This window comes from Acidovorax sp. T1 (assembly GCF_002176815.1).
In the GTDB taxonomy this organism is placed as follows: Bacteria; Pseudomonadota; Gammaproteobacteria; order Burkholderiales; family Burkholderiaceae_C; genus Acidovorax.
Map to the genome: position 1 here is coordinate 2,712,084 of NZ_CP021648.1, position 25,769 is coordinate 2,737,852.

General features: G+C 66.7%; 22 protein-coding genes. 9 read left to right on the forward strand and 13 right to left on the reverse strand.

The genetic code is table 11. The features are described from left to right. Positions 1–1,053: 1,053 nt before the first annotated feature. From CCX87_RS12825 to CCX87_RS12855, 7 genes are all read right to left on the reverse strand, one after another. Positions 1,054–2,007, reverse strand: coding sequence for an NAD(P)H-dependent flavin oxidoreductase (locus tag CCX87_RS12825; RefSeq protein WP_087746788.1), 954 nt, complete (start codon positions 2,005–2,007; stop codon positions 1,054–1,056). Positions 2,008–2,136: 129 nt separating this feature from the next. Next, positions 2,137–3,957 (reverse strand): acyl-CoA dehydrogenase, encoded by a 1,821-nt coding sequence (locus tag CCX87_RS12830; protein WP_087746790.1) that lies wholly within the window; start codon positions 3,955–3,957, stop codon positions 2,137–2,139. 72 nt (positions 3,958–4,029) lie between these two features. After that, on the reverse strand, positions 4,030–4,962 hold the full coding sequence (locus CCX87_RS12835) for an electron transfer flavoprotein subunit alpha/FixB family protein (RefSeq protein ID WP_087746792.1): 933 nt from the start codon (positions 4,960–4,962) through the stop codon (positions 4,030–4,032). Further along, positions 4,963–5,712 (reverse strand): electron transfer flavoprotein subunit beta/FixA family protein, encoded by a 750-nt coding sequence (locus CCX87_RS12840; protein ID WP_087746793.1) that lies wholly within the window; start codon positions 5,710–5,712, stop codon positions 4,963–4,965. Between the two features lie 175 nt (positions 5,713–5,887). Further along, on the reverse strand, positions 5,888–7,267 hold the full coding sequence (locus CCX87_RS12845; RefSeq protein WP_087746795.1) for a mechanosensitive ion channel family protein: 1,380 nt from the start codon (positions 7,265–7,267) through the stop codon (positions 5,888–5,890). Continuing rightward, a complete protein-coding gene (locus CCX87_RS12850; RefSeq protein ID WP_198314710.1) occupies positions 7,267–8,052 on the reverse strand; it encodes an enoyl-CoA hydratase in 786 nt (261 codons plus the stop codon). The genes CCX87_RS12845 and CCX87_RS12850 overlap by 1 nt, the downstream gene beginning before the upstream one ends. A 157-nt stretch (positions 8,053–8,209) precedes the next feature. Further along, entirely contained in the window at positions 8,210–9,163 is a 954-nt protein-coding gene (locus tag CCX87_RS12855) for a histone deacetylase family protein (protein WP_198314711.1), read from the reverse strand. Between the two features lie 41 nt (positions 9,164–9,204). Between CCX87_RS12855 and CCX87_RS12860 the strand changes: the two genes are divergently transcribed. The 6 genes from CCX87_RS12860 (at position 9,205) to CCX87_RS12885 (ending at position 16,287) form a co-directional block, all read left to right on the forward strand. Next, positions 9,205–10,125: an AAA family ATPase gene (locus CCX87_RS12860; protein WP_087746799.1), complete on the forward strand. Its 921-nt coding sequence runs from the start codon at positions 9,205–9,207 to the stop codon at positions 10,123–10,125. 20 nt (positions 10,126–10,145) lie between these two features. Continuing rightward, on the forward strand, positions 10,146–11,228 hold the full coding sequence (locus tag CCX87_RS12865) for a DUF58 domain-containing protein (protein ID WP_087746800.1): 1,083 nt from the start codon (positions 10,146–10,148) through the stop codon (positions 11,226–11,228). 115 nt (positions 11,229–11,343) lie between these two features. After that, a complete protein-coding gene (locus CCX87_RS12870) occupies positions 11,344–13,416 on the forward strand; it encodes a transglutaminase family protein (RefSeq protein WP_087746802.1) in 2,073 nt (690 codons plus the stop codon). Between the two features lie 10 nt (positions 13,417–13,426). Next, on the forward strand, positions 13,427–14,524 hold the full coding sequence (gene mltB, locus CCX87_RS12875; RefSeq protein WP_087748320.1) for a lytic murein transglycosylase B: 1,098 nt from the start codon (positions 13,427–13,429) through the stop codon (positions 14,522–14,524). A gap of 30 nt (positions 14,525–14,554) precedes the next feature. Then, positions 14,555–15,520, forward strand: a complete 966-nt coding sequence (locus CCX87_RS12880) for an ABC transporter ATP-binding protein (protein ID WP_087746803.1) — start codon at positions 14,555–14,557, stop codon at positions 15,518–15,520. 5 nt (positions 15,521–15,525) lie between these two features. Further along, positions 15,526–16,287, forward strand: a complete 762-nt coding sequence (locus CCX87_RS12885; protein WP_087748321.1) for an ABC transporter permease — start codon at positions 15,526–15,528, stop codon at positions 16,285–16,287. A gap of 70 nt (positions 16,288–16,357) precedes the next feature. Here the strand turns inward: CCX87_RS12885 and CCX87_RS12890 are convergent, their stop codons facing one another. Further along, entirely contained in the window at positions 16,358–17,704 is a 1,347-nt protein-coding gene (locus CCX87_RS12890; RefSeq protein ID WP_087746805.1) for a branched-chain amino acid ABC transporter substrate-binding protein, read from the reverse strand. Between the two features lie 94 nt (positions 17,705–17,798). Between CCX87_RS12890 and CCX87_RS12895 the strand changes: the two genes are divergently transcribed. After that, a complete protein-coding gene (locus tag CCX87_RS12895; protein ID WP_087746807.1) occupies positions 17,799–18,191 on the forward strand; it encodes an Hsp20/alpha crystallin family protein in 393 nt (130 codons plus the stop codon). A gap of 144 nt (positions 18,192–18,335) precedes the next feature. Continuing rightward, positions 18,336–18,800 (forward strand): GGDEF domain-containing protein, encoded by a 465-nt coding sequence (locus CCX87_RS12900; RefSeq protein WP_087746809.1) that lies wholly within the window; start codon positions 18,336–18,338, stop codon positions 18,798–18,800. A gap of 90 nt (positions 18,801–18,890) precedes the next feature. On the opposite strand, the gene CCX87_RS12905 is transcribed toward CCX87_RS12900, so the two are convergent. From CCX87_RS12905 to tsaD, 5 genes are all read right to left on the reverse strand, one after another. Then, positions 18,891–20,096: an ABC transporter permease gene (locus CCX87_RS12905; RefSeq protein ID WP_087746811.1), complete on the reverse strand. Its 1,206-nt coding sequence runs from the start codon at positions 20,094–20,096 to the stop codon at positions 18,891–18,893. After that, positions 20,096–20,890, reverse strand: coding sequence for an ABC transporter ATP-binding protein (locus CCX87_RS12910; protein ID WP_087746813.1), 795 nt, complete (start codon positions 20,888–20,890; stop codon positions 20,096–20,098). The genes CCX87_RS12905 and CCX87_RS12910 overlap by 1 nt, the downstream gene beginning before the upstream one ends. Next, positions 20,887–22,236: an efflux RND transporter periplasmic adaptor subunit gene (locus CCX87_RS12915; protein ID WP_087748322.1), complete on the reverse strand. Its 1,350-nt coding sequence runs from the start codon at positions 22,234–22,236 to the stop codon at positions 20,887–20,889. The genes CCX87_RS12910 and CCX87_RS12915 overlap by 4 nt, the downstream gene beginning before the upstream one ends. 61 nt (positions 22,237–22,297) lie before the next feature. Continuing rightward, complete coding sequence (locus CCX87_RS12920; protein WP_198314712.1) at positions 22,298–23,734, reverse strand: efflux transporter outer membrane subunit; 1,437 nt, start codon at positions 23,732–23,734, stop codon at positions 22,298–22,300. 156 nt (positions 23,735–23,890) lie between these two features. Further along, positions 23,891–24,934 (reverse strand): tRNA (adenosine(37)-N6)-threonylcarbamoyltransferase complex transferase subunit TsaD, encoded by a 1,044-nt coding sequence (gene tsaD, locus CCX87_RS12925; protein ID WP_087746816.1) that lies wholly within the window; start codon positions 24,932–24,934, stop codon positions 23,891–23,893. A gap of 157 nt (positions 24,935–25,091) precedes the next feature. Here tsaD and CCX87_RS12930 point away from each other — a divergent pair, with 157 nt between their 5' ends. After that, positions 25,092–25,718 (forward strand): ANTAR domain-containing response regulator, encoded by a 627-nt coding sequence (locus CCX87_RS12930; RefSeq protein WP_087746817.1) that lies wholly within the window; start codon positions 25,092–25,094, stop codon positions 25,716–25,718. Positions 25,719–25,769: the final 51 nt, after the last annotated feature.

Sequence of the window (25,769 nt, forward strand, 5' to 3'; positions counted from 1 at the left end):
CGAGCAATGTTTGCTGAAGCGCGCGCAACGGATGAAGAGCGTTGCGCCTGCCTGGTGACGGCTTCGGGGCGTATGGCAGCGGGGGCGGGGTAAGGGGTTTCAGGCTTTTCGTTGGGGGCGGATTTTTTGATATGTGATGTTTTTGGGCTCTGGGGCTTGTGTATCAAACGCTGGTAGCTATTGTTTTGATAGTTTTTTGCGTGCTTTTTTTGAGGGTGGGGGCCGGGTTGCGCCCCGGCGGGCGAGGTACTTTTCTTTGCTTCGCCAAAGAAACGTACCCAAAAGAAAGGCGACCCTGCTGTCTGCGACGGGTTTTTGGGGTCAGAGCCCCAATTCACCGAGCCGTTGGCTCGCCCGGAGGGTGCGGTGCTACGCACCGCAGTGAAATGGGTGTCTGACCCCAATAACCCGCAACCTGGGGTGCTCGTGCGCGGGGTGCGCCGTGGAACTCACTGCGCGCCTGCGGCGCTCCGTTCAGACAACCACGGCGAGTCAGATCACGAAGCGGGTGTGTCCTGCGGCACACCCGCCACCCCGCGCCCTGCGCGCCCCAGGCGCATCCAGAAGGGATGGGGAGCCAACATCCACTCGGGCCATCGCTGCGCTCGGCCCCGTCTCGCGGGCGCAAGCGCCTCGCGCTGCGCAACCTGGGCCGAGCGCAGCGATGGCCCGTGGGGTTGTTTGGATGTTCGGTGGTTTCCCCCATCTGGCTGCGCCTGCGGCGGGGCGGTTGCGGGGTGAGCGTGTGCCGCAGGACACACGCCTCGTCATCTGACTCGCCGTGGTTGTTTGAGCGCAGCGCGCCAGCGCGTAGCGAGTTCCACGGCGCACCCCGCAACCGCACCGCCGCAGGTCGCCCCGTAGCAACGCGAAGGGGTCGCAGACTGTGGGTCGCCTTTTCTTTGCTTACTTTCTTTTGGCGAAGCAAAAGAAAGTGAGGCGCCCGCCGGGGCGAGACCCGGCACCCGCCCTGAGCAAAGGCACGCCACGAACTATCAAAACAATAGCTACCAGCGCATGCTACATAAGCGCCAGAGCCAAAAAAGACCAAAACTACAACTTCAACCGCGCCCGCGCCGCCTCATACTCACCACGCAACTTGGCCACCAGCTGGGCCGTGCTCGTCACCGCATTGATCGCCCCAATGCCCTGACCACAGCCCCAGATATCCTTCCACGCCTTTTTCGCATCGCCGCCAAAGTTCATCTTGCTCGGATCGGACTCGGGCAGGTTGTCCGGGTCCATGCCCGCTGCGCGGATCGACGGCGCCAGGTAGTTGCCGTGCACGCCGGTGAACAGGTTGCTGTAAACGATGTCGTCCGAGTCGCCTTCCACGATGGCCTGCTTGTAGGCATCCGAGGCCCGCGCCTCGTGCGTGGCAATGAAGGCCGAGCCGATGTAGCCAAAGTCGGCGCCCATGGCCTGCGCGGCCAGCACGGCGTCGCCGCTGGCGATGGAGCCGCTCAACGCAATCGGTCCGTCAAACCACTGGCGAATTTCCTGGATCAGGGCAAACGGGCTCTTCACACCGGCATGGCCGCCAGCGCCTGCGGCCACGGCGATCAGGCCGTCGGCGCCCTTTTCAATCGCCTTGTGCGCAAACTTGTTGTTGATGATGTCGTGCAGCACGATGCCGCCCCAGGCGTGCACGGCCTGGTTCACGTCTTCACGGGCGCCCAGGCTCGTGATGATGATCGGCACCTTGTACTTGGCGCAGACCTGCATGTCGTGCTCCAGCCGGTCGTTGCTCTTGTGCACGATCTGGTTGATGGCAAAGGGCGCGGCGGGCTTGTCGGGGTGGACCTGGTTGTAGGCCGCCAGAGTCTCGGTGATCTCGGCCAGCCATTCGTCCAGCAGCTCGGCGGGGCGGGCATTGAGCGCGGGCATGGAGCCCACCACGCCAGCCTTGCACTGCTCGATCACGAGCTTGGGGTTGCTGATGATGAACAGCGGCGAGCCGATGACGGGCAGCGACAGGTTCTGCAACGCGGGAGGCAGTTTGGACATGGCAACAACTTCCTGAACAAAAATAGGGGTGAAATATGCCTCTAGCGCTTATATATAAAGCGCTAGCAGCTATCATTTTTATATCAACAAAGCCCCCCGCGGTGCAACGCAGGCGGCCCGGTCACAGTCTCAGAACGACTCCAGCGCCAGATCGGTCACGCTGCCTGCGCCTTCGACGATGCTGTCGCGCAGGCCCGGTGCCTTGACCAGGATGTGCTCGGCATAAAACTGCGCCGTGGTGATTTTTGCGCGCAAAAAAGCCTCGTCCTGTCCCTTGGGCAACAGCGCCTCGGCCACCAGCAGGCTGCGCGCCAGCTGCCAGCCGGCCACCAGGCTGCCAGCGAGCATGAGGTAAGGCACGCTGCCCGCAAAAACGGCGTTGGGGCTGGCCTTGGCGCCACCGGCCACAAAGTCCACCACTTCCAGAAAGGCCTGGCGCGCCGCCGCCAGCCGGCGCGCCACGGCCTTGGCGGCAGGGGTGCCGCTGGCCAGCAGTTCGCCTTCGGTCTTTTCGATCTGCGCAGCAATCGCCCTGGCCGTCTGGCCGCCATCGCGCGCGGTCTTGCGGCCTACCAGGTCGTTGGCCTGGATCGCGGTGGTGCCTTCGTAGATGGTCAGAATCTTGGCGTCACGGTAGTACTGGGCCGCGCCGGTTTCCTCGATAAAGCCCATGCCGCCATGCACCTGCACGCCCAGACTGGTGACCTCCTGGCTCATTTCGGTGCTGTAGCCCTTGACCAGCGGCACCATGAATTCGTAGAACGTGGCGTTCTGCTTGCGCGTGTCTGCATCCGGGTGGTGGTGGGCGGCGTCATAGGCTGCGGCGGCCACGGCGGCCATGGCGCGGCAGCCTTCGGTGGTGGCACGCATGGTCATGAGCATGCGGCGCACGTCGGGGTGGTGGATGATGGCCGCGCTGGCATGGATGCTGCCATCCACCGGGCGGCTTTGCACGCGGTCCTTGGCATAGCTCACGGCCTTCTGGTAGGCGCGCTCGGCAATCGCAATGCCCTGGATGCCCACGCCGTAGCGCGCGGCGTTCATCATGATGAACATGTATTCAAGGCCACGGTTTTCCTGGCCCACCAGATAACCCACAGCGCCGGGCCCGGCGCTGTCTGCGATGCTTTCCGCCATGCCGTCGCCAAACTGCAGCACAGCCGTGGGGCTGGCCTTGATGCCCAGCTTGTGCTCGATGCTCACGCAGTGTGCGTCGTTGCGCACACCCAGGCTGCCGTCCTGGTTCACCAGAAATTTGGGCACGACGAACAGGCTGATGCCCTTGACGCCTTCGGGTGCGCCAGCCACGCGGGCCAGCACCAGGTGCACGATGTTCTCGGCCATGTCGTGCTCACCCCAGGTGATGAAGATCTTGGTGCCGAAAATCTTGTACGTGCCATCGGGCTGCGGATCGGCCTTGGTGCGCACCAGCGCCAGGTCCGATCCGGCTTGCGGCTCGGTCAGGTTCATGGTGCCGGTCCACTGGCCCGAAATGAGTTTTTCAAGGTAGATGGCCTTGAGCTCGTCGCTGCCGGCAGTCAGCAGCGCCTCGATGGCGCCGTCGGTCAGCAACGGACACAGCGCGAAACTCATGTTGGCGCTGTTGAGCATTTCCATGCAGGCCGCGCCAATGGTTTTGGGCAGGCCCTGGCCACCAAAGTCAGCCGGGTGCTGCAGGCCCTGCCAACCGCCCTCGGTAAACTGGCGGAAGGCGTCCTTGAACCCCGGCGTGGCCGTGACCACGCCGTCCTTCCACGATGACGGGTTCTTGTCGCCCTCGAAATTGAGCGGAGCCAGCACGCCCTCGGTGAACTTGGCGCACTCTTGCAGCACGGCCTGCGCTGTATCCAGGCCCGCGTCGTCAAAGCCGGGGATCTGTGCGATCTGTTCAATATTCGCCAGGTGCTGCATGTTGAACAGCATGTCCTTGACAGGGGCGGTGTAGCTCATGGGTATCTCCAGGGGATATGAATGTCAAAAAAAAGGCACCGCAAGCGATGCCTTTTTGCGGGCCTGCAGGCCTTACAGCGCCTTCACCAGCTCCGGCACGGCCGCAAACAAATCCGCCTCCAGCCCATAGTCGGCCACGCTGAAGATCGGCGCCTCGGGGTCCTTGTTGATCGCCACGATCACCTTGGAGTCTTTCATCCCCGCCAGGTGCTGGATCGCACCCGAGATGCCCGCTGCGATGTACAGCTGCGGCGCCACGATCTTGCCGGTCTGGCCCACTTGCCAGTCGTTGGGGGCGTAGCCCGCATCGACCGCTGCGCGGCTGGCGCCCAGGGCGGCGCCGAGCTTGTCGGCCAGCGGGGTCATGACTTCGTCGAACTTTTCCTTGCTGCCCAAGGCCCGGCCACCCGAGACGATGATCTTGGCGGCCGTGAGTTCGGGGCGGTCGCTTTGGGCGATTTCGCTGCCCACAAACTTGCTCTTGCCGTTGTCTGCGGTGGCGGCTGTTGTTTCAACCGTTGCGCTGCCTCCCGTGGCGGCTGCGGCGTCAAAGCCGGTGGTGCGTACGGTGATGATCTTGACGGCATCCTGGCTTTGCACGGTGGCGATGGCGTTGCCGGCGTAGATGGGGCGCTCGAAGGTGTCAGCGGCAATGACCTTGGTGATGTCGCTGATCTGGGCGACGTCGAGCTTGGCGGCCACGCGGGGGGCCACGTTCTTGCCGCTGGCGGTGGCGGGGAAGAGGATGTGGCTGTAGTTTTGGGCGATGGCCAGCACTTGGGCGGCGACGTTCTCGGCCAGGCCGTGTTCCAGGCCGGGGGCGTCGGCGTGGATGACTTTGGCGACGCCGGTGATTTGGGCTGCAGCCTGGGCTGCGGCGCTGGCGTTGTGGCCGGCGACGAGAACGTGGACGTCGCCGCCGCAGGCGACGGCGGCCGTGACGGTGTTCAGGGTGGCGCCTTTGATGGAGGCGTTGTCGTGTTCAGCAATAACGAGTACCGACATTTAGATCACCTTCGCTTCGTTCTTGAGTTTTTCGACCAGGGCGGCCACGTCGGCCACCTTGATGCCGGCGCCGCGTTTGGCGGGTTCGGTCACTTTGAGGGTTTTGAGGCGCGGTGCCACGTCCACGCCGAGGTCTTCGGGCTTGAAGGTGTCGAGCTGCTTTTTCTTGGCCTTCATGATGTTGGGCAAGGTGACGTAGCGGGGCTCGTTCAGGCGCAGGTCGGTGGTGATGACGGCGGGCAGGCTCAAGGCCAGGGTTTCCAGGCCGCCGTCGACTTCGCGGGTGACGCTGACGCTGTCGGCCGTCAGTTCGACTTTGCTGGCGAACGTGGCCTGGGGCAGGTCGGCCAGGGCGGCGAGCATCTGGCCGGTCTGGTTGGCGTCGTCGTCGATGGCTTGTTTGCCCAGGATGATGAGGCCGGGTTGTTCTTTGTCCACCAATGCCTTCAAGAGCTTGGCGACGGCCAGGGGCTGCAGTTCTGCGTCGGTTTCCACCAGGATGGCGCGGTCGGCGCCGATGGCCATGGCGGTGCGCAGGGTTTCCTGGCATTGCGCCACGCCGCAAGAGACGGCGATGACTTCGGTCACCAGGCCTTTTTCTTTCAGGCGCACGGCTTCTTCAACGGCGATTTCGTCAAAGGGGTTCATGCTCATCTTGACGTTGGCGATGTCCACGCCGCTGCCGTCCGATTTGACGCGGACTTTGACGTTGTAGTCAACCACGCGTTTGACTGGGACCAAGACCTTCATTACTGCGGCTCCTTAATTTAGAGTTCGTTGAATTGACGTTTACGTTAACCGAGGCATTCTATGCCGCACGGCATCAAAACTGCTGCCATCCACAGCACACAGAGTCACAAAAAGAACGGTCGTGCTTTTTGTAAATTATAGGCCAGTGTTCGCTCTCATTGTCCAGTCCATGCTGTTACGTGAGGGGCGAAGCACCATGCCGCACCAGAGGCCCCTGCAAATCAGGCGACGGGGCAGCGCCTGGCGAAGCGTGCGCATCTTCGCTGGAAGCGGGCACATCCTGCGGTCGCAGGTGCACCACGCGCTGCGGGTAGGGAATATCGATGTGGTGGGCGCGCAGCGCAGCGAGAATGGCCCGGTTGATGTCCGAGCGCAAACCGAGCGTTCCACTTTCCGGGTCGGTGATCCAGTAACCGACAGTGAACTCCAGCCCGTCGGCCCCAAAGGCCGACAGAGCCACCAACGGCCCCGGCTCGCGCAGCACACGCGGGTTGGCCAGTGCCGCCTCGCCCAGCAGACGAACGACAAGATCGACATCGCTGTCATAGCCCACACTGATCACGGTAGACATCCACACGCGCGGGTCGGTCAGCGAAAGGTTCTCCACCCGCTGCGTGATCAGCATCTCGTTGGGCACGATGGATTCGCGCCCCACCCCCGAGCGGATCACCGTGTAACGCCCCGTGATGTCGGTGATATGGCCTTCAAAGCCATCCACGCGAACATTGTCGCCAATGCGCACGCTGCGCTCGGCCAGGATCACAAAGCCGCTCACATAGTTGGCCGCCAGCTTCTGCAGGCCAAAGCCGATGCCCACACCCACGGCGCCGCCCAGCACCGACAGGGCCGTGAGGTCAATGCCCACGGCGGACAGCGCCAGGATCAAGCCCAAAAAGATCAGCAAGGCGCGCGCGGCATTGCTGAACGCCTTGCGCAACGACAGCTCGCTGCCCTTGGCCGAGCGCAGCAGGCGCGACTCGATGGCCGAGGAGACCCACAGAGTCACGATCAGCACAGCGCAGGCTGTCACGGCGCCTTCGATCATGGTGCGCACCGACAGCGTGGTCGCCCCCACCTTCCAGGTGATTTCGTCGAGCTCCTGCAACACCAGCGGCAGCAGGCCCGTCACCCACAGCACCATGGCTAGCCAGGCCAGCCAGGAGATGGTGCGCTCGATGGGACGCACCCAGGCGGCCTGCGGAAAGGCCGCCTGCAGCACCTTGACCCCCACGCGGATCACCACCAGCGAGATCAGCACCGGAATGACCACCTTGAATGCCGCCAACGGCACCCATAGCGCCAACACCGCCCGCGCCACATAGCCCAGGCCCAGCAAGGTCAGGGGGAACAGCACGCCATCCACCACCTTGCGGCCAAACAGGATGGAGCGTGGCTCATCGCGACCCAGCGCACGGCGCAAGGCCGACACCATGAGCCAGGCCAGCGCCACGCACAAGGCCAGCGCCCCCAGCTCGATCAGTACCGTGGGCTGCGTAAATGCCCGAAACCACTGCTGCACATCATCAAACACCGGCGAAACAGACTGCATGGCCATCACACCTTCCACACCGGAGCGCGCTTTTCGGCAAAAGCCCGAGCGCCCTCTTGGGCCGCCGCGTCCATCATGTTGACGGCCATGGCCTGGCCGGCCAGCTGGTAGGCCGCATCCAGGCCCAGCTCACGCTGCTGGTAAACCAGCGCCTTGCCCATGGCCACCGCCACGCGGGGCTTTTGCACAATGGACTGCACGAGTTTTTCCACCTCGGCATCCAGCGCCTCGGGCGCCACCACGCGGTTCACCAGGCCCTGCGCCAGCGCCGTGGGGGCGTCGATGAAATCGCCGGTGAGCAGCATTTCCATGGCGCGCTTGGCCGGCATGTTGCGCACCAGCGGCACGCTGGGCGTGGCGCAGAAAAGGCCGTAATGGATGCCACTGGTGGCAAAGCTGGCGTCGCTCGCCGCCACCGCCAGATCGCACTGCGCCACCAGCTGGCAACCGGCCGCAGTGGCCATGCCCTGCACCCGCGCAATCACCGGCACCGGCAGCTTGTGGATGGTGAGCATCACGCGGCTGCACTGGGCAAAGAGCTGCTGGTACCACACCAGCTCGGGGTGGGCCGCCATGTCCTTCAAGTTGTGGCCGGCGCAAAACGCCTTGCCCTCGGCCGCCAGCACCACCACGCGCGCGCTGTCGTCGCGGGCCACCGCGTCCAGCGCCTGCTGCAGCGCGGCCAGCATCTCGCAGCCCAGCGCATTGAAGCGGGCGGGGTCGTTCAGGGTCAGTGTCACCACGCCGCGCGCATCGCGCGAGACCCGAAGCAGTTCATCATTCATCGTCATTTCAATTTTTCCTGTACGCCAACTGTCTCACAGCGCAGAAAACTGGCGCGCCCCTGGCCAGCAGACGCCGCGCAAGGGCCGCCCCGCAGCGCTGGCGTCGTCCCCCTTCCCGCGCAGCGAGAGAAGGGGGAAGCGGCGCAGCCGCTCAGGTGGTTGGTCATAATTCAGCCAACACGCGCACATGGGCTTCCACGCTGCGCGCCAGGGGGCCCATCACGTAGCCGCCTTCCAGGCACGAAACGATGCGGCCCTTGGAATAGCGCCGGGCGATATCCATGATCCGGTGGGTGATCCAGGCGTAGTCGGCCTCCACCATACCCAGCTGCCCCATGTCGTCCTCGCGGTGGCCGTCGAAGCCCGCGCTGATGAAGATCATCTCGGGCTTGAAGGCCTCCAGGCGCGGAATCCACATCATCTCGATGATTTCGCGGATGTCCATGCCGCGCGTATAGGCCGCCACCGGCACATTCACCATGTTGGGCGCCGGATTCTGGTCGCCGCTGTAGGGATAGAACGGGTGCTGAAAGATGCCCACCATGAGCGCGCGCGGGTCTTTGGCCAGGATGTCTTCAGTGCCGTTGCCGTGGTGCACGTCAAAGTCCACCACCGCCACACGCTGCAGCTTATAGCGCTGCAGCGCATATTTGGCCGCCACCGCCACGTTGTTGAAAAAGCAGAAACCCATGGCCTTGTCGTGGCAGGCATGGTGGCCGGGCGGGCGCACCGCGCAAAACGCGTTGGTGATCTCGCCGGCCATCACCGCGTCGGTGGCGGCCAGGGCCGCGCCGGCGGCGCGCAACGAGGCCTTCCAGGTGTGCGCATTGATGGACGTGTCGGTGTCGATCTGCGAGTAGGCAGGGCCACCCGCCAGCAGATCTTCGTTGAGCAGGTCCGACAGGCCGCGCATCGCCGCCACATGGAGCCGGCTGTGCGCCAGCTCGATGTCGGCGATCGAGGCCTCGGGCGCTTCGTAGCGCTCCAGGGCATCGGCCACGCCGGTGATCAGCAGACGGTCTTCGATGGCGTCCAGCCGCTCGGGGCATTCGGGATGCCCCGGCCCCATTTCGTGCTTTCGGCAGTCGGGATGGGTGAAATAGCCTGTCTTGCTCACAGTGAAATCCCCGTGTCTCTTTTTTCGGATAACGTGGCGCCATGCATGCACAGCCAAAAATCAAATCGCTTCTGGACCAGCTTAACACGGTGATTGTGGGCAAAAGCGCCCAGGTACGGGACTGCGCGGCCTGCCTGCTGGCGGGCGGCCACCTGCTCATCGAGGATGTGCCGGGCGTGGGCAAGACGACGCTGGCCCACGCGCTGGCGCGCACGTTTGGCCTGCAGTTCTCGCGGGTGCAGTTCACGGCCGACCTGATGCCCAGCGACCTCACCGGTGTATCGGTGTACGAACGCGGCAAGGAGGCCTTCGTGTTCCATCCCGGCCCCGTTTTTGCGCAGGTGCTGCTGGCCGACGAAATCAACCGCGCCAGCCCCAAAACCCAGAGCGCGCTGCTCGAAGCCATGGAAGAAAAACAGGTGTCGGTGGAGGGCGAAACCCGCGCCCTGCCCCACCCGTTTTTCGTGATCGCCACACAGAACCCGCACGACCAGCTGGGCACCTTTGCGCTGCCCGAATCGCAGCTCGACCGGTTTTTGATGCGCATCTCCATCGGCTACCCCGACCGCGCCGCCGAGCGCCTGCTGCTGGCCGGCAGCGACCGCCGCGACCTGGTGGACAGCCTGCTGCCCCTGCTGTCGCAGGACGAGCTGGCGCAACTGCAGCGCCAGGTGCTGGCCGTGCACACCGCCGAGCCGCTGCTCAACTATGTGCAAGACCTGATCGCCGCCACCCGCACGGGTCGCTGGTTCTTGCAGGGGCTGTCGCCGCGCGCCGGTATTGCGCTGGTGCGCGCCGCCAAGGCCCAGGCGCTGATCAGCGGGCGCGACTATGTGGCGCCCGACGACGTGCAGGCCGTGCTGCCGCAGACCATTGCGCACCGCCTGGTGCCCGTGGGCGACGCGCGGCGCGGCGCGGTGGAGCAGGTGCGCGCCATGGCCGAGTCGGTGCCCCTGCCTTGACTGTCTTGGGTCCGCACGCCATGCCGTCCCCTTCCGGCGCCTCTGCCGCTGCTACCGCTGCTGCCGATCTCCTTGCACCCACGCCGTCCGCACGCGCTGCCACGCCTTCGCGCCAGGCCGCGCTGAATCCGCTGGCCCGGGCGCGTGCGCGCTTTGCGCGCTGGTGGGAGGCACGCCTGCCGCTGGCCGACACCCTGACACTCACACAGCGCAATGTGTACATCCTGCCCACCGGCGCGGGCTGGATGCTGGCCGGCACGCTGCTGGTGCTGCTGGTGGCGTCCATCAACTTCCAGCTCAACCTGGGCTATCTGCTGACCTTTTTGCTGGCTGGCAGCGCGGTGGCGGGCATGCATGTGTGCCACGCCACGCTGCGCGGCATCACGCTGCACCTCAAAGCGCCCGAGCCCCACTTTCTGGGTGGCAGCACGGCGTTTGAAGTGCAGCTTTTCAGCGACCGGCGCACGCCGCGCCACGCCATTGCGCTGTCCGTGCACGGCCATGGCACAAGCAGGCACGACGGGGCCATGACCGACGTGCCCGCGCAGGGCAGCGCCAGCGTGCAGGTGGCGTTCCAGCCCACGCGCCGGGGCCTGCACCGGGTGCCCACGCTCGTGGCCGAAACCCGTTTTCCGCTGGGCACCTTCCGCGTCTGGAGCTACTGGCGCCCCGCCGCCCAGGTGCTGGTGTACCCCGCCCCCGAGGTGCCCCCACCGCCGCTGCCGCCCGGCGAGCCGCGTGCCAGCGGCACGGGCAGCGCAAGCACCCAGGGCATTGGCGAGTTCGATGGCGTGCGTGCCTATCGGCGCGGCGACCCGCTCAAGCTGGTGGTCTGGAAGAAAGCCGCCAAATCGCTGGCCACGGGCACGGACGACCTCGTCAGCCGCGATGCGCAGCAGGCCCAGCGCCACGAGCTGTGGCTGGACCTGGCCCATGCTGCCCTGCCCGACCATGAAGCCCGCATCTCGCGCCTGACGGCCTGGGTGCTGCAGGCCGACCGGCTGGGCATCGACTATGGCCTGCGTCTGCCGGCGCTGGAGCTGGCCCCGGACACCGGAGCGGCCCACCGCCAGCGCTGCCTGGAGGCATTGGCACTGTGCTGAGCCCCATTCCAGAAATATGCATAAAAATAGCCTGTAGCGCTTACCCATAAAGCGCTTACAGCTCCTTATTTAATAGCAAATACCCGCCCTGTGTGCGGGCGCTGCGCCTCACACCATGACCCTGCGCCAGACCCTTGCCACCTTGCCACGCGACACGCGGGACACACTGTTCCTGCTCGTTGTGATTGCCTGGGTGATGGCGCCGCAGGTGGCCCACGTGCCCGCCTGGGCCAGCCTGATGGCGGGTGCCGTGCTGCTGTGGCGCGGCTGGCTGGCCTGGAACGGCCGGCAGCTGCCGGGGCGCTGGGCCGTGGCCGGGTTGCTGGCGGTGGCCGTGGCCGGCACCCTGTTCACCCACCAGACCATTCTGGGGCGCGATGCGGGTGTCACGCTCATCGTGATGCTGCTGGCGCTCAAGACGCTGGAGCTGCGTGCGCGGCGCGATGCCATGGTGGTGTTTTTCCTGGGCTTCTTCACGATGCTCAGCAACTTCTTTTTCTCGCAATCGCTGGTCACAGCGGCGGCCATGCTGGTGGCGCTGCTGGGCTTGCTTACGGCCCTGGTCAATGCCCACATGCCGGTGGGGCGCCCGCCGCTGGCGCACGCGTTTCGCCTGGCCGGCACCATGGCGCTGCTGGGGGCGCCCATCATGGCGGCCCTGTTCCTGCTGTTTCCGCGCATGGCGCCGCTGTGGGGCATGCCCAGCGACACCATGGCCGGGCGCAGCGGGCTGTCGGGGGTGATGAAGGTGGGCAACATCGCCGAGCTGGCGCTGGACGACAGCGTGGCCATGCGCGTGCGCTTCGACACCCCCGGCGGGGCCCCGCCGCCGCAAAGCGACCTGTATTTTCGGGGGCCGGTGTTTGCCACCTTTGACGGCAGCGAGTGGCACCCCTTGTCGTACCGCGCGGGCACCCGCGCGCTGGAGCGGCCCAACAGCCCCGCGCAACTGCGGGTCCAAGGCCCGGCGCTGCGCTACGAAGTCACGCTGGAGCCCCACCAGCGCCCCTGGCTGCTGGTGCTGGACGCCGCGCGCGACAAGCCCGCTGTGGCCGGCATGGGCACCTTCATGACGGACGACCTGCAGTGGCGGACCAGCCGCCCCATCACCGACGTGACGCGCTACCAGGCCGCAAGCTACCCGCAGTTTCGCCACGGGCCCGACACCGCCACCCCCGCGCTGCGCGCCTACACCGAGCTGCCACCAGGCTTCAACCCACGCACGCTGGCCCTGGCCCAGGAACTGCGCAGCGACCCGCGCATCGCATCCGACCCGGCCAGTGACCCAGACCGTGACGCCACGCCCGCGCTGGTCAACGCCGCGCTCACACGCCTGCGCACCGGCGGCTACCGCTACACGCTGGAGCCCGGCGTGTACGGCCAGCACACGGCCGACGAGTTCTGGTTCGACCGCAAGGAAGGGTTTTGCGAACACATCGCCTCGGCCTTTGTGGTGCTGATGCGCGCCATGGACATTCCGGCGCGCATCGTCACCGGCTACCAGGGCGGCGAGCGCAACGCCGTGGACGGCTACTGGACCGTGCGCCAGAGCGACGCCCACGCCTGGGCCGAAGTGTGGATGGCCGGGCGCGGCTGGGTGCGCGTGGACCCCACCAGCGCGGTCGCCCCCGGGCGCACCGGCGCCTTCCAGCGCCTGCAGGCCCCGCGCGGCGCCCTGGCCACCGCCATGGGCACCGTCATGAGCCCCGGCCTGGCGCAAAGCCTGCGCGCCATGTGGGAGGCCGTGAACAACGGCTGGAACCAGTGGGTGCTGAACTACACGCAAAGCCGCCAGCTCGATTTGCTCAAGGCACTGGGGTTTGAATCGCCCAGCTGGCAAGACCTCGTCACCGCACTGGGCGCGCTGGTGGGGCTGGCCGCACTGGGCGGCGCTGGCTGGACGCTGTGGGAGCGCAGCCAGCATGACCCCTGGCTGCGCCTGCTGGCCCGCGCCCGCCAGCGCCTCGCCCAAAGTGGATTGCCCCTGCCCGACACCCTGCCACCGCGCGCCATGGCCCACCGCGTGCAGGCACAATTTGGCGATGCCGCGCAAGGCGTTGCCGACTGGCTGCTGCGGCTGGAGCAATGGCGCTATGCCGCGCAACCCGGTGCCGCGGCCAGCCAGCTCGGCGCCTTGCGCCGCGAATTCCGATCCCTTTCCTGGCCCGCCGCCACCGCGCGCCGATGAACCCGACGACATGCTGAAAACCGTACACATCGCTATTTTATTGATAGCTGCTTGCGCAATACCCATAAGCGCTAGCGGCCAAAAACACCAAAAATCTGGCAAAACCCAGGCCACTACCGCTCGCAACGCCGCCGCGCCCGTCGGCACCGCCTACGCCACGCGCCCCGAGGCGCTGCAGTTTGCCAACGACCTGGCCGAGCGCCGCGACCTGGACCGCGAATGGGTGCGCCAGGCCATCGGACAAGCGCGCTTTTTGCCCCAGGTGCCCCGGCTCATGCTGCCTGCGCCCAAGGGCCAGGCCAAGAACTGGCGGGTGTACCGCAGCCGCTTCATCGACCCGGTGCGCATCCGTGCGGGCCTGCGCTTTTGGCAGGACAACACCGAAGCCCTGGCGCGCGCCGAAAGCGAATTTGGCGTGCCCGCCGAAATCATCGTGGGCATCATCGGCGTGGAAACTATCTACGGCCAGCAGATGGGCAATTTTCGGGTGATGGACGCGCTGGCCACGCTGGCGTTTGACTTCCCGGCGGCACACCCGCGCGCCGCCGAACGCACCGCGTTCTTCCAGCGCGAGCTGGAGCAGTTTCTGAGCCTCACGCACCGCAGCAACGTCGATCCCTTCGCGCCGCGCGGCAGCTACGCGGGCGCCATGGGCCTGGGGCAGTTCATGCCCTCGAGCTGGGTGCGCCACGCCATCGACTTTGATGGCGACGGCCGCGTGGACCTGTTCAACAGCCCCGCCGACGCCATCGGCTCGGTGGCCAATTACTTCATCGCCCACGGCTGGAAGCCGGGCCTGCCCACGCACTACAGCGTGCAGTTCGACGCCGATCCCGCGCGCGTGCAACTTGACGAACTGCTGGCCCCCGACATCCTGCCCACCTTCAGCGCCGCCAGCATGCAGGCCAAGGGTGCCGTGCTGGACGCCGCAGCAGCGCAACACGCCGGGCCGTTGGCGCTGGTGGAACTGCAAAACGGCGGCGACGCGCCCAGCTACGTGGCCGGCACCGAGAATTTTTATGCCGTCACGCGCTACAACTGGTCGAGCTACTACGCCATGGCCGTGATCGAGCTGGGGCGCGAGGTGGCCGCAGCGCGCGCACGCTAAGCTGGCCCACCTCTTTCAAGCCAACACCGTATGTCAGCCACCACCCATTCGACGCCCGTTGCAGACGCCATCGTGCGCGTGCGCGGCCTCAGCAAAACCTACGCGGGCGGCTTCCAGGCGCTCAAGAACGTCAACCTGGACATCCGCCGCGGCGAAATTTTTGCCCTGCTCGGCCCCAACGGCGCCGGCAAGACCACGCTGATCAGCGTCATCTGCGGCATGACCAGAGCCACCGAAGGCAGCGTGACGGCCGACGGCTTTGACACCGTGCGCGACTACCGCGCGGCCCGCTCCGCCATCGGCCTGGTGCCGCAGGAGCTGCACACCGACTCGTTCGAGACCGTGTGGGCCACCGTGAGCTTCAGCCGCGGGCTGTTTGGCAAGGCCCCCAATCCGGCGCTGATCGAAAAGATCCTGAAAGACCTCTCTCTCTGGGACAAGCGGGACAGCAAAATTTTGGCGCTCTCGGGCGGCATGAAGCGCCGCGTGCTGATCGCCAAGGCGCTGTCGCACGAGCCGAAAATTCTGTTCCTCGACGAACCCAGCGCCGGCGTGGACGTGGAACTGCGCCACGACATGTGGCGCCTGGTGCGCGCGCTGCAGGATGCCGGCACCACCATCATCCTGACCACGCACTACATCGAGGAAGCCGAGGACATGGCCGACCGCATCGGCGTGATCCGCCAGGGCGAGTTGATCGTGGTGGAAGACAAAGCCGTGCTGATGCGCAAGCTCGGCAAAAAGCAGCTCACCCTCACGCTGCAGCACCCCATGGAGCGCCTGCCCGAATCGCTTGCGCGCTGGCCACTGGCCCTGTCTGCCGACGGCCATGCGCTAACCTACAGCTTTGACACCCAGCAGGAAGACACCGGCATCGCTGCGCTGCTGCGCGCACTGGGCGAGCACGGCATCGACTTCAAGGATCTGCATTCATCGGAGAGCTCGCTCGAAGACATCTTCGTCAGCCTCGTTCACGAACAGAAAGCCGGCCAATGATGGGACTGAACCTGCATGGCGTGCGCGCCATTTACCGCTTCGAGATGAACCGCGCCTTTCGCACCTGGGCGCAAAGCCTGATTGCGCCCGTGCTCTCGACCTCGCTGTACTTCATCGTCTTCGGCTCGGCCATTGGCTCGCGCATGGGCGACATTGGGGGCGTGGACTATGGCGCCTACATCATCCCGGGCCTGTTGATGCTGTCGCTGCTCTCCGAGAGCATTTCCAACGCGTCCTTTGGCATCTACATGCCCAAGTGGTCGGGCACCATTTACGAGCTGCTGAGCGCACCGGTCAACTGGGTCGAGGTGCTGCTGGGCTATGTGGGCGCGGCGGCCACCAAGTCGCTGATCGTGGGCGCGCTGATCCTGGCGACGGCGCGGGTGTTTGTGCCTTACGAGGTCGCCCACCCGGTGTGGATGCTCGGCTTTCTGGTGCTGACGGCCATCACCTTCTGCCTGTTCGGGTTTCTCATCGGCCTGTGGGCCGACAGCTTTCAGAAGCTGCAGATCATTCCGCTGCTGGTCATCACGCCGCTGACGTTTCTGGGCGGTGCGTTCTACAGCATCAGCATGCTGCCGCCGTTTTGGCAAACCGTCTCACTGTTCAACCCGGTGGTTTATCTCATCAGCGGACTGCGCTGGGCCTTCTATGGCGCGGCCGACGTTCACATTGGCGTGAGCGTGGGCATGACGCTGGTGTTCATGGCGGCGTGCCTGGCTGCGGTGTGGTGGGTGTTCAAGACGGGCTACCGGATCCGGCGCTGAGCGCGGGGGGCCGCGCAGCGGAGCGGCAGCAGCTGCACGCCGTCCACCTGCCGCGCTGTCGCGCTGAGGCTCAAAACCGCTGCATCTGGCAGCTGTGCGGCTGTTGCGCCTTGGCGGCCGCGATCTGCCGCACCACGCGAAAGCCGTAGCCCGAGCCTTCCACGTCGAACTTCACGCCGGGTGCGCCCTTCTTGTCCATCACACCCACGGCCAGGGCCTGCTGGAACTGGTGATCGGCCGCACGCATGGTGCCGCCCTGGCCGGCCAGCTGCACGCTGGCTTTTTCCATCTGCCGGGCCACAGCCACCACGTCGGTGCTGCCCGCGCGCTCGATGGACTGGGCCAGCGCCTCAACCATGAGCTGCATGCGCATGTGCACATAGTCATCCTCCGGCTTGGGAAAGCGCGCGCGGAACGACTGGTAGAACGCCTCGCTTTGCGCGCCCGGCACATTGGGCAGCCAGTCGGCCACGGCCACCACCTTGCCCACACCGGCATCGCCCAAAGCGGCGGGAGCGCCCAGCGCGTTGCCATAGAAGGTGTAGAAGCTGCCGTCATAACCCACCTCGCGCGCGGCCTTCACCAGCAGCGTCAGGTCGTTGCCCCAGTTGCCGGTCACCACGGCCTGCGCACCGCTGGCCTTGATCTTGACGGCGTAGGGGGCAAAGTCTTTCACGCGGCCCACGGGGTGCAGCTCGTCGCCCACCACCGCCACATCGGGGCGCTGCGCGGCCAGCTGGCGTTTGGCCTCGCGCAGCACGGCCTGGCCAAAGCTGTAGTCCTGGCCGATGAGGTACACGCTCTTGAGCGCCTTGTCCTCGCGCACCACTTCCATGAGCGCGGCCATACGCATGTCGGCATGGGCGTCGAAACGGAAATGCCAGAAGCTGCATTTCTCGTTGGTGAGGATCGGGTCCACCGCCGAGTAGTTGAGAAACAGCACGCGCTTGCCCGGCTCGCGCTCGTTGTGCTTGTTGATGGCGTCGATCAGCACCGCCGCCGTGGCCGACGAATTGCCCTGCAGGATGACCTGCGCGCCATCGTCGATGGCCGCGCGCAGGGCCGACAGGGCCTCTTCGTTCTGGCCCTTGCTGTCGTAGCGCTCCAGTACCAGCGGGCGCGCACCGCCTGCGGCGGCGGGCAGGCGCACGCCGCCGCGCGCATTCACGCGCTCGATGGCCCAGAAGATGTTGCGAAAAACCGCCTCGCCCGTGTTGGCGAAAGGGCCCGAGAGGCTCTCGATCAAAGCCAGCTTCACCGGCTTGGCCTGCGACACGGCAGCGCTGGGTGCGGGGGCCTGTGCCCAGCTGGCAGACGCCGGGGCCAGCGCGCCAGCCACCGCGGCAACCACGGCCAAAACGGATCGACATAATGCCGCTGCGCCTGATTTCAAGCCCGCGGAACGCAATTTATTCATGCCATTTTTTCCTTGAAATGCGGCGTGGCCGCACACACCTCTTTGACATGCGGCGACCACACCGGGAGCCGCGCAGTGTATAGGAGCAACCCCCATGATTTTCGCCCCCGTGATCCGCCGCGCCGCCTACGCCAACGCACCCCGCTCTGCCGATCTGGCGCTGCAACGCTTCCTGATGGGCACCCTCGAAACACCGGCCCGCGCCAGCACCGCAGCCGGCTGCACCGTGACCCAGGACGACAAGGCCACCACGCTGCAGCTCGATGTGCCCGGCCTGGCGCGCGAGCAATTGCAGATCAGCATCGAGGGCAATGTGGTCAAGCTGCAAAGCGTGGCAGGCGCACCCCGCCAGGTGCAGCGGGCATGGGAGTTGGCCGATGAAATCGACGCCTCGGCCAGCACGGCCAAGCTCGAAAACGGCGTGCTCACGCTGACACTGGCGCGGCTGGTGTCAGCCGACAAGTCGGTGCAGCTGGTCGTGCATTGAACGGCTGAGAGGGGAAGCCCTCGATAGCTACGCATTCAACAGCTAAAACCGCTTGAAGCGCATGCGCTTCAAGCGGTTTTTTGTTGAGCGGGCACACCGTTCGCGAAGCGCATCGGGAAACAGGTTTCAAGCCCGGAGCGGTGCATGGCCGTTGGATACCAGGCGGGCATACCGTCCACCATACCGATGGCGGAGTTCAACGACCAGAACGGCCATGCCGCCGGCGACCATGTGCTGCAGACAATGGCCAGGCTGCTGCAAGAGCGCGCCCGCGCCACCGACCAGGTGCCGCGCTGGGGTGGCGAGGAGTTCCTGGTGCTGCTGCCCGACACCTCGCCCGCCGGCGCGCGCGAGGTGGCCGAGCAACTGCGGCTGGCGGTGCAGAACACGCCGTTTTGCTGGCAGCAAAGCACGGTGCCGGTCACCGTCAGCGCCGGTGCGGCCACCTGGAGCAGCGGCCCCTTCCATGCCAACGCACTGATAGCCCGTGCCGACAGCGCGCTCTACCAGGCCAAGAACAGCGGTCGCAACCGCGTGTGTGTGGCGGCCGACAACGCACTGCATCTGGCGCTGCCTGGCGGCAGATCCGTCGAGCCCATCAGGGTTTGAGATGAAATCAGGCCCTGGCGCTTGTCTGGCAAGCGCCAACAGCTCAGCTATTGATAGCAACCATCGGCAAGGGGCGACGCCCACCCGGCGTCATTCATGCCGCAGCGCATCAATCGGGTCCATGCGCGCTGCGCGCCGCGCCGGAAAGTAGCCAAACACCACCCCGATCCCGGCCGAGAAAACGAACGACAGCAGGTTCACGCCGGGGTTGAAGATGTAGGGCACATCCATCAGGGCCGACAGGCCGATAGATGCCCCCGTGGCCAGCACGATGCCGATCAGCCCGCCCAAGGCGGCCAGCACCACGGCCTCGATCAGGAACTGCAGCAGCACCTCGCGCTCCAGGGCGCCGATGGCCAGGCGCAGGCCGATCTCGCGGGTGCGCTCGGTCACGCTGACCAGCATGATGTTCATGATGCCGATGCCGCCCACCAGCAGGCTCACCGCCGCCACCGCGCCCAGCAGCATGGTCATGACCTTGGTGGTGCCCGAGAGCGTGTCGGCCAGCTGCTTGGTGTCGAGCACGTTGAAGTTGTCTTCGTCGGTGTCGGCGAGCTTGCGCAGCTCGCGCAGCAACTGGGTGAGGCTGGCCTTCACCCGCTCGGGGTCGCTGCCGTCCTGCATCGACACCAGCAGCGTGTTGACGCGGGTGTTGCCGGTCACGCGGCGCTGCAGCGTGCGCAGGGGCACCAGCACGGTGTCGTCCTGGTCATTGCCAAAGGCGCCCTGCCCCTTGGACGCCAGCACGCCCACCACCTCGCACGAAAATGCCTTCACGCGCAATTGCTCGCCCACGGCATCGCGCGTGCCATAGAGTTCGCGGCGCACGGTTTCGCCAATCAGGCACACGGCGGCACCGGCGCGCAGCTCGGCATCCGAGAACACCCGCCCGGTGCGCACGGCCCAGTTGCCCGTCTGCAGCCAGGCATTGGTGCTGCCGATGATGCTGGTGGTCCAGTTGCGCCCGCTGGCCACCACGGTGGCGCTGGCCCGCGCCTCGGGCGCCACGGCCAGAATGCCGCCGATCTGCTGGGCGATGGCGTCGGCATCAGTGTCCTTGAACGCAGGGGCGCCCGAGCCGCCGCCGGGGCCCATGCGCTGGCCGGGGCGCACCTGCAGCAGGTTGGTGCCCAGGCCGGAAATCTGGTTTTGCACCGCCATGGTGGCGCCATTGCCCAGCGTGACCATGGTGATGACGGCGCTGACGCCGATCACGATGCCCAGGATGGTGAGAAACGAGCGCATCAGGTTGCGCCGGATCGAGCGCAGGGCCAGAAGAAGGGTGTTCAAAAGCATCACGCCACCTCCGTCTGCGGAACCACAGCCACAGGGGCACGCAGGCCCGCCGGGTGCGGGTTGGGCGCGTCGCTGTCCACCTTGCCATCGACAAAACGCACGATGCGCCGGGCGTAGGCGGCCATGTCGGGTTCGTGGGTGACCATCAGCACGGTGATGCCCTGGTCGGCATTGAGCCGCCACAGCAGTTCCATGATTTCCTGGCTGCGCTGGGTGTCGAGGTTGCCGGTGGGCTCGTCGGCCAGCAGCACGGCCGGCTCGGTGACGATGGCGCGCGCAATGGCCACGCGCTGCTGCTGGCCGCCCGACAGCTCGGACGGGGTGTGGTGCTCCCAGCCCTTGAGGCCCACGGCATCGAGCGCGCGCGCCGCAGCAGCGTGGCGCGCGGTGGCCGATTCCCCCCGGTACAGCAGGGGCAGCTCGACGTTTTCCTGCGCCGAGGTGCGCGCCAGCAGGTTGAAGCCCTGGAACACAAAGCCAAAGTATTGCCGGCGCAGGCGCGCGCGCTCGTCGCGCGAGAGCGATTCCACATGCACGCCTTTGAACAGGTATTCGCCTGCGGTGGGCCGGTCCAGGCAGCCCAGGGTGTTCATGGCGGTGGATTTGCCGGAGCCGCTGGGGCCCATGATGGCCACAAAGTCGCCCTGGGTGATGTCCAGATCCACCCCCTTGAGCGCCTGGAAGGCCAGCGCGCCCTCGCCATACACCTTGGTCACGCCGCGCAGACGGATCAGCGGCGGCGCATTTCCGGCCCCCCGGCCGCCCTCACCTGTGGCGTTTGCGGCCTCGCTCATTTCGCGGCCCCGCTGGAACGCTGGTCGGTGATGACGGCCATGCCCTCAGCCAGACCTTCGCCGCTGACCTCGGTGCGGCGGCCATCGCTGATGCCCACCTGCACCGTCACGGCGTGCGCTGTGCCGTCCTTGAGCACCCACACCTGGCGTGCGCGGCCCGCGCCGTCGCCGGCTTCACCACTGCCGCCCGCCCGGCGTGCGCCCGAGCGCGGCATGCGTGGCATCAGCTGCGACATGATGCCGCCGCCCGACGACGCCGGCTGGGCCGCCGCCCCGGCAGCAACCGCCGGGGTGAAACGCAGCGCCGTGTTGGGCACCAGCAGCACATCGTTGCGCTCGGTGGAGGTGATGGTGGCCGCTGCCGTCATGCCGGGGCGCAGGCTCAGGTCGGAGTTGTCCACCTCCAGCCAGGTGATGTAGGTGACCACGTTGTCGGTTTTGGTGGAGCCGAACGACACCCGCGTGACCTTGGCCGGATAGCGGCGCGAGGGATAGGCGCTGACCGTGAAGCTGGCCTTCTGGTCGAGCTTGACCGAGCCCACGTCGGCCTCGTCCACGCTTACGTCCAGCCGCAGCCGCGTGAGGTCTTCGGCCAGCGTGAACAGCGTCACGGCCTGCAGCGAGGCAGCCACGGCGTTGCCTGGCTCGACCGTGCGGGTGAGCACCACGCCATCGATGGGCGAGCGGATCGAGGCCTTGGACAGGTTGGTGACATCGGTGGAAAGCGCTGCCCGGGCGTCGTCCACCGAGGCGCGGGCACTGGCTTCGTCGGCCCGGGCGCGGTCGAGCGTGGCCCGGCCGCTGTCAAGTTCGGCGGCCGACGGCACCTTGCCGCCCGACAGCCGCGCCACATCTTCCAGCCGCCCAAAGCCGGCCAGCGCCTCTTTGGTGGTGGCCACCGCCTGCGCCAACCGCGCCTGCGCCGCCGCCAGCGCAGCGCGCGAGCGCAGCACCTGCGCATCGAGCTTGGCCGTGTCGAGTTCGACCAGCACCTGGCCCTTTTTGACCTTGTCGTTCACGTCCACCAGCACGTTTTTGACCGTGCCCGACAGCTCGCTGCCAATGGTGACCGCCCGCGTGGGCTGCAAGGTGCCATTGGCCGACACGTTGAGGGTGAGGTTGCCCCGGCGCACCTCCTCGGTCACATACACCGGGGCTGCGCTGGCGCGCTGGTGGCTCTGCCAGTAGATGATGCCGCCGCCCGCCAGCGCCAGCGCCGCCACGCCCAGCCACAGGGTCGAGCGCTGCCACCAGCGGCGCGGCTCGCCGCCGCCGAGCAGTGTTTGCAGGTCATCAGCGGCGGTGGACGGGCTGGCGGCAGGGGTGTTTTTTTCAGGAGAAGTCATGACCATCGGATTCGGTGGGGGTTGGGGGCGGTTGGGGTGGCAGGCGCGGGCTACTGCGGGGCTATTGCCAGCCGCCGCCCAGCGCCTTGTACAGCCGCACATGGTCGGCCGAAACGCCGGCCACGGTGGTGGCCACGCTGTCCTGGGTGGACAGCAGCGTGCGCTGGGTTTCCAGCACCGACTGGAAGTCGATCAGGCCGCTGCTGTAGCGTTGCTGGGCCAGCAAGGCCGCATTGCCGGCGGCATCGGCAGCCGCCTGCAGCCGCACCAGGCGCTCGCGATTGCCGCGCAGGGACACCAGGGCATCCTCCACATCCTTGAGCGCCGTGAGCACCGAGGCCTCGTAGGCCACGCGGGCCTGCTCCAGCGCCGCCTCCTGCACGCGCACCTGGGCGCGCGCCGCGCCGCCATCAAACACCGGCATCGACACACTGGCCAGCAAGGCGCTGGCGATGGAGCCGCCGCTGGTGAGGGCGCCCAGCGTCAGGGCGCGCAGGCCCAGATTGCCGGAGATGCGGAAGTCGGGATAACGCGCGGCATCAGCCTGCGACACCCGGGCCAGCGCGGCGGCAATGCGCTGCTCGGCCGCCCGCACGTCGGGCCGCTGCCGCAGGGTTTCGGCAGGAATGGCCAGCGCCAGGTCTTGCGGGGCTTGCGGCACGGCCACCGTGCCGGCCAACTGCGCATCCAGCGCCAGGGGGGCCTGCCCGGTCAGCACGGCCAGGCTGTGGCGCGACTGGGCCAGGCTCGATTCGAGCGCCGGAATCTGCGCGGCAGTTTGCTCTGCCGCTCCACGGGCCTGCTCGGCCACCAGCGAGGTGGTGAGCCCGGCCCGCAGCCGCCACTGGGTGATCTGCAGGGTTTCCTGCTGGCTGGCCAGGTTGCTGCGCGCAATGGCCAGCCGCTGCTGCAGGCCCCGCAGCTCGATGTAGTTCACGGCCGTTTCGGCGGCCAGCGACACCTGCACGTCGGCCAGGCTGGCCTCGGCGGCCTGTGCCTCGGCCTCGCTGGCATTCACGCCACTGCGCAGGCGGCCAAACACGTCGGGCTCCCAGCTGGCATCAAACCCCGCCTGAAAACTGTTGCCGGTGGTGTTCGACGCCCGGCTGCGCTGGGCCGACGCCGAAGCCCCCACGCTGGGCAGCAGGCCCGCAGCCTGCACATCCACCTGCGCGCGCGCCTGCTGCAATGCGGCTTGTGCGCTGCGCAGGCTGGTGTTGGCCTGCAGGGCCTGGGTGACCAGCCGCGTGAGCTGCGGGTCGTTGAACCGCTGCCACCATTGCGCCAGCGACGTGGCGGGCACGCCCGCTGGCGTTGGCGCGGACCAGGCCGCCGGAACCGGGGTTTGCGGCAGGCTGCCGTCGGGCTGCACCAGGCTGGCACAACCGGCCAGCAGCGCCACGGCCGGCGTCAGCACCCAAAGCCCGGCAAAAGCAGTCAGACGAAAGCGCGCGCACGGCGCAGGGTGCCCTGCAGCGGCAAGAGAACAGTCATTCATGGGAAAGAGGCGGTGTACATGGCATGCCCCATTGTGCGGTGCGGTCATGTCCTGCCCGATACAGAAAAGTGAAGCCCGCGTAAAGCTGCCGCACATTGCCGCGCACATGGCACCCAAGCGTTGGGGCCGGGCGGCGCTGTTCAACGCCCCCGCAACTCAGGACGCCAGCGCGTCAAGTGGCCAGCGGGGCTTGACGTCAAACGCATAGTCGCGGTTGGCCTGCTGCTGGCCAGCCTGCAGCCGCATGGCCGCTGCCATGGCAATCATGGCGCCGTTGTCGGTGCACAAATGCAGTTCGGGGTAATGCACACGCACCTTGTTCTGCGCGCAGGCGGCATTGAGCTGGGCGCGCAAATGGCGGTTGGCACCCACGCCACCAGCCACCACCACGCGCTGCAGGCCCGTCTGCCTGAGCGCGGCCAGCGTCTTCTTGACCAGCACCTCCACAATCGCTGCCTCGGTGCTCGCGGCCAAATCGGCTTTGCGCGCCTCCAGCGCATCGCCGAGTTTTTTGGCCTGCGTCAGCACGGCGGTCTTGAGGCCTGCAAACGAAAAATCGAGGTTGCCGCTGTGCAGCAGCGGGCGCGGCAGCTTGAAGGCCGTGGCGTCGCCCTGCTCGGCCAGGCGCGACAGGGCCGGTCCGCCCGGGTAGCCCAGGCCCATCAGCTTGGCCGACTTGTCAAACGCCTCGCCCGCCGCATCGTCGATGGTTTCGCCCAGCAGTTCGTAGCGGCCCACGCCGTCCACCCGCATCAGCTGGGTGTGGCCGCCCGACACCAGCAAGGCGACGAAGGGGAACTCCGGCGGGTCGGCACTTAAAAACGGCGACAGCAAATGCCCTTCAAGGTGGTGCACGCCCAGCACCGGCTTGCCCAGTGCCGCACCCAGCGCGCAAGCCACACCCGCGCCCACCAACAGCGCACCCGCCAGGCCCGGCCCCCGGGTGTAGGCCACCACGTCCACATCGGCAAGGCGCTGGCCCGCTTCAGCCATGACGGCCTCGGTGAGCGGCAACACGCGACGGATATGGTCGCGGCTGGCCAGCTCGGGCACCACGCCGCCATAGGCCTGGTGCATCTCGATCTGGCTGTGCAAGGCATGCGCCAGCAAGGCGGGCACAGCCACCCCGCCCGTAGAGCGGACCAGCGCCACGCCGGTTTCATCGCACGAAGATTCAATACCCAGGATCAGCAAGCTCATGCCCCAAGTGTAAAACCCGGGGCCATCGCGGCCACGCCTGCAGTCTGAATGCGGGCGCAAAGCCCGGCGTGGCGACCACCAGATTCACAGCCCGCACCAGCGCTGTGCACCATCCCGGCGCACCAACTTGTGGCGTAAATTTTGCTTACCATCTGGTATGACCGACGCCCTGCGCATTGTGGTGGTGGCCCCCGACCTGGCCATTGCCGACCCCGACGACGAACACGCCGCCACCCAGGCCGAGCGCTCGCGGGCGCTGCGCATTGGCCTGCTGGAAAACAATTTCAACCTCATCGCCACGCTGCCGGCCGATGTTTTTTTGAGCGAGCGGCTGGCCCAGCTGCAGCCCGACCTGATCATCGTGGACGCAGAAAGCGAGGCCCGCGACGCGCTGGAACATGTGGTAATGGCCACGCGCGACGCCCGCCGCCCCATCGTCATGTTCACCAACGATGAAGACACCACGCATGTAAAGGACGCCGTGGCTGCGGGCGTGTCTGCCTACATCGTGGCAGGGCTGGCGCCCCAGCGCATCCGCCCCATCCTGGATGTGGCCATGGCGCGCTTTCAGCACGAACAGGCCCTGCGCACCGAACTGGCCGACGCGCGCACAGAGCTCAAAGACCGCAAGACCATCGACCGCGCCAAGGGCCTGCTCATGCAGCGCCAGGGGCTGAGCGAACAGGCCGCCTACGAAAAACTGCGCAAGACCGCCATGGACAAGGGCCTCAAGCTGGTCGATGTGGCGCAGCGCATGCTGGATGTGATGGACTTGCTGGGTTGAGGCGTGGGCCCATGGGCGCGTTGGCCGACCCAGCGGATTGAACAGGCATCC

What these genes read in the sequence shown, in the direction of transcription:
- CCX87_RS12920 (WP_198314712.1), bottom strand. Translation starts at nt 23,734, where the DNA reads ATGAATGACTGTTCTCTTGCCGCTGCAGGGCACCCTGCGCCGTGCGCG.
- CCX87_RS12930 (WP_087746817.1), top strand. Translation starts at nt 25,092, where the DNA reads ATGACCGACGCCCTGCGCATTGTGGTGGTGGCCCCCGACCTGGCCATT.
- CCX87_RS12915 (WP_087748322.1), bottom strand. Translation starts at nt 22,236, where the DNA reads ATGACTTCTCCTGAAAAAAACACCCCTGCCGCCAGCCCGTCCACCGCC.
- CCX87_RS12905 (WP_087746811.1), bottom strand. Translation starts at nt 20,096, where the DNA reads ATGCTTTTGAACACCCTTCTTCTGGCCCTGCGCTCGATCCGGCGCAAC.
- CCX87_RS12895 (WP_087746807.1), top strand. Translation starts at nt 17,799, where the DNA reads ATGATTTTCGCCCCCGTGATCCGCCGCGCCGCCTACGCCAACGCACCC.
- mltB (WP_087748320.1), top strand. Translation starts at nt 13,427, where the DNA reads ATGCTGAAAACCGTACACATCGCTATTTTATTGATAGCTGCTTGCGCA.
- CCX87_RS12850 (WP_198314710.1), bottom strand. Translation starts at nt 8,052, where the DNA reads ATGACGATGAATGATGAACTGCTTCGGGTCTCGCGCGATGCGCGCGGC.
- CCX87_RS12910 (WP_087746813.1), bottom strand. Translation starts at nt 20,890, where the DNA reads ATGAGCGAGGCCGCAAACGCCACAGGTGAGGGCGGCCGGGGGGCCGGA.
- CCX87_RS12860 (WP_087746799.1), top strand. Translation starts at nt 9,205, where the DNA reads ATGCATGCACAGCCAAAAATCAAATCGCTTCTGGACCAGCTTAACACG.
- CCX87_RS12830 (WP_087746790.1), bottom strand. Translation starts at nt 3,957, where the DNA reads ATGAGCTACACCGCCCCTGTCAAGGACATGCTGTTCAACATGCAGCAC.
- CCX87_RS12825 (WP_087746788.1), bottom strand. Translation starts at nt 2,007, where the DNA reads ATGTCCAAACTGCCTCCCGCGTTGCAGAACCTGTCGCTGCCCGTCATC.
- CCX87_RS12865 (WP_087746800.1), top strand. Translation starts at nt 10,146, where the DNA reads ATGCCGTCCCCTTCCGGCGCCTCTGCCGCTGCTACCGCTGCTGCCGAT.
- CCX87_RS12845 (WP_087746795.1), bottom strand. Translation starts at nt 7,267, where the DNA reads ATGGCCATGCAGTCTGTTTCGCCGGTGTTTGATGATGTGCAGCAGTGG.
- CCX87_RS12900 (WP_087746809.1), top strand. Translation starts at nt 18,336, where the DNA reads ATGGCCGTTGGATACCAGGCGGGCATACCGTCCACCATACCGATGGCG.
- CCX87_RS12870 (WP_087746802.1), top strand. Translation starts at nt 11,344, where the DNA reads ATGACCCTGCGCCAGACCCTTGCCACCTTGCCACGCGACACGCGGGAC.
- CCX87_RS12840 (WP_087746793.1), bottom strand. Translation starts at nt 5,712, where the DNA reads ATGAAGGTCTTGGTCCCAGTCAAACGCGTGGTTGACTACAACGTCAAA.
- CCX87_RS12835 (WP_087746792.1), bottom strand. Translation starts at nt 4,962, where the DNA reads ATGTCGGTACTCGTTATTGCTGAACACGACAACGCCTCCATCAAAGGC.
- CCX87_RS12880 (WP_087746803.1), top strand. Translation starts at nt 14,555, where the DNA reads ATGTCAGCCACCACCCATTCGACGCCCGTTGCAGACGCCATCGTGCGC.
- CCX87_RS12890 (WP_087746805.1), bottom strand. Translation starts at nt 17,704, where the DNA reads ATGAATAAATTGCGTTCCGCGGGCTTGAAATCAGGCGCAGCGGCATTA.
- tsaD (WP_087746816.1), bottom strand. Translation starts at nt 24,934, where the DNA reads ATGAGCTTGCTGATCCTGGGTATTGAATCTTCGTGCGATGAAACCGGC.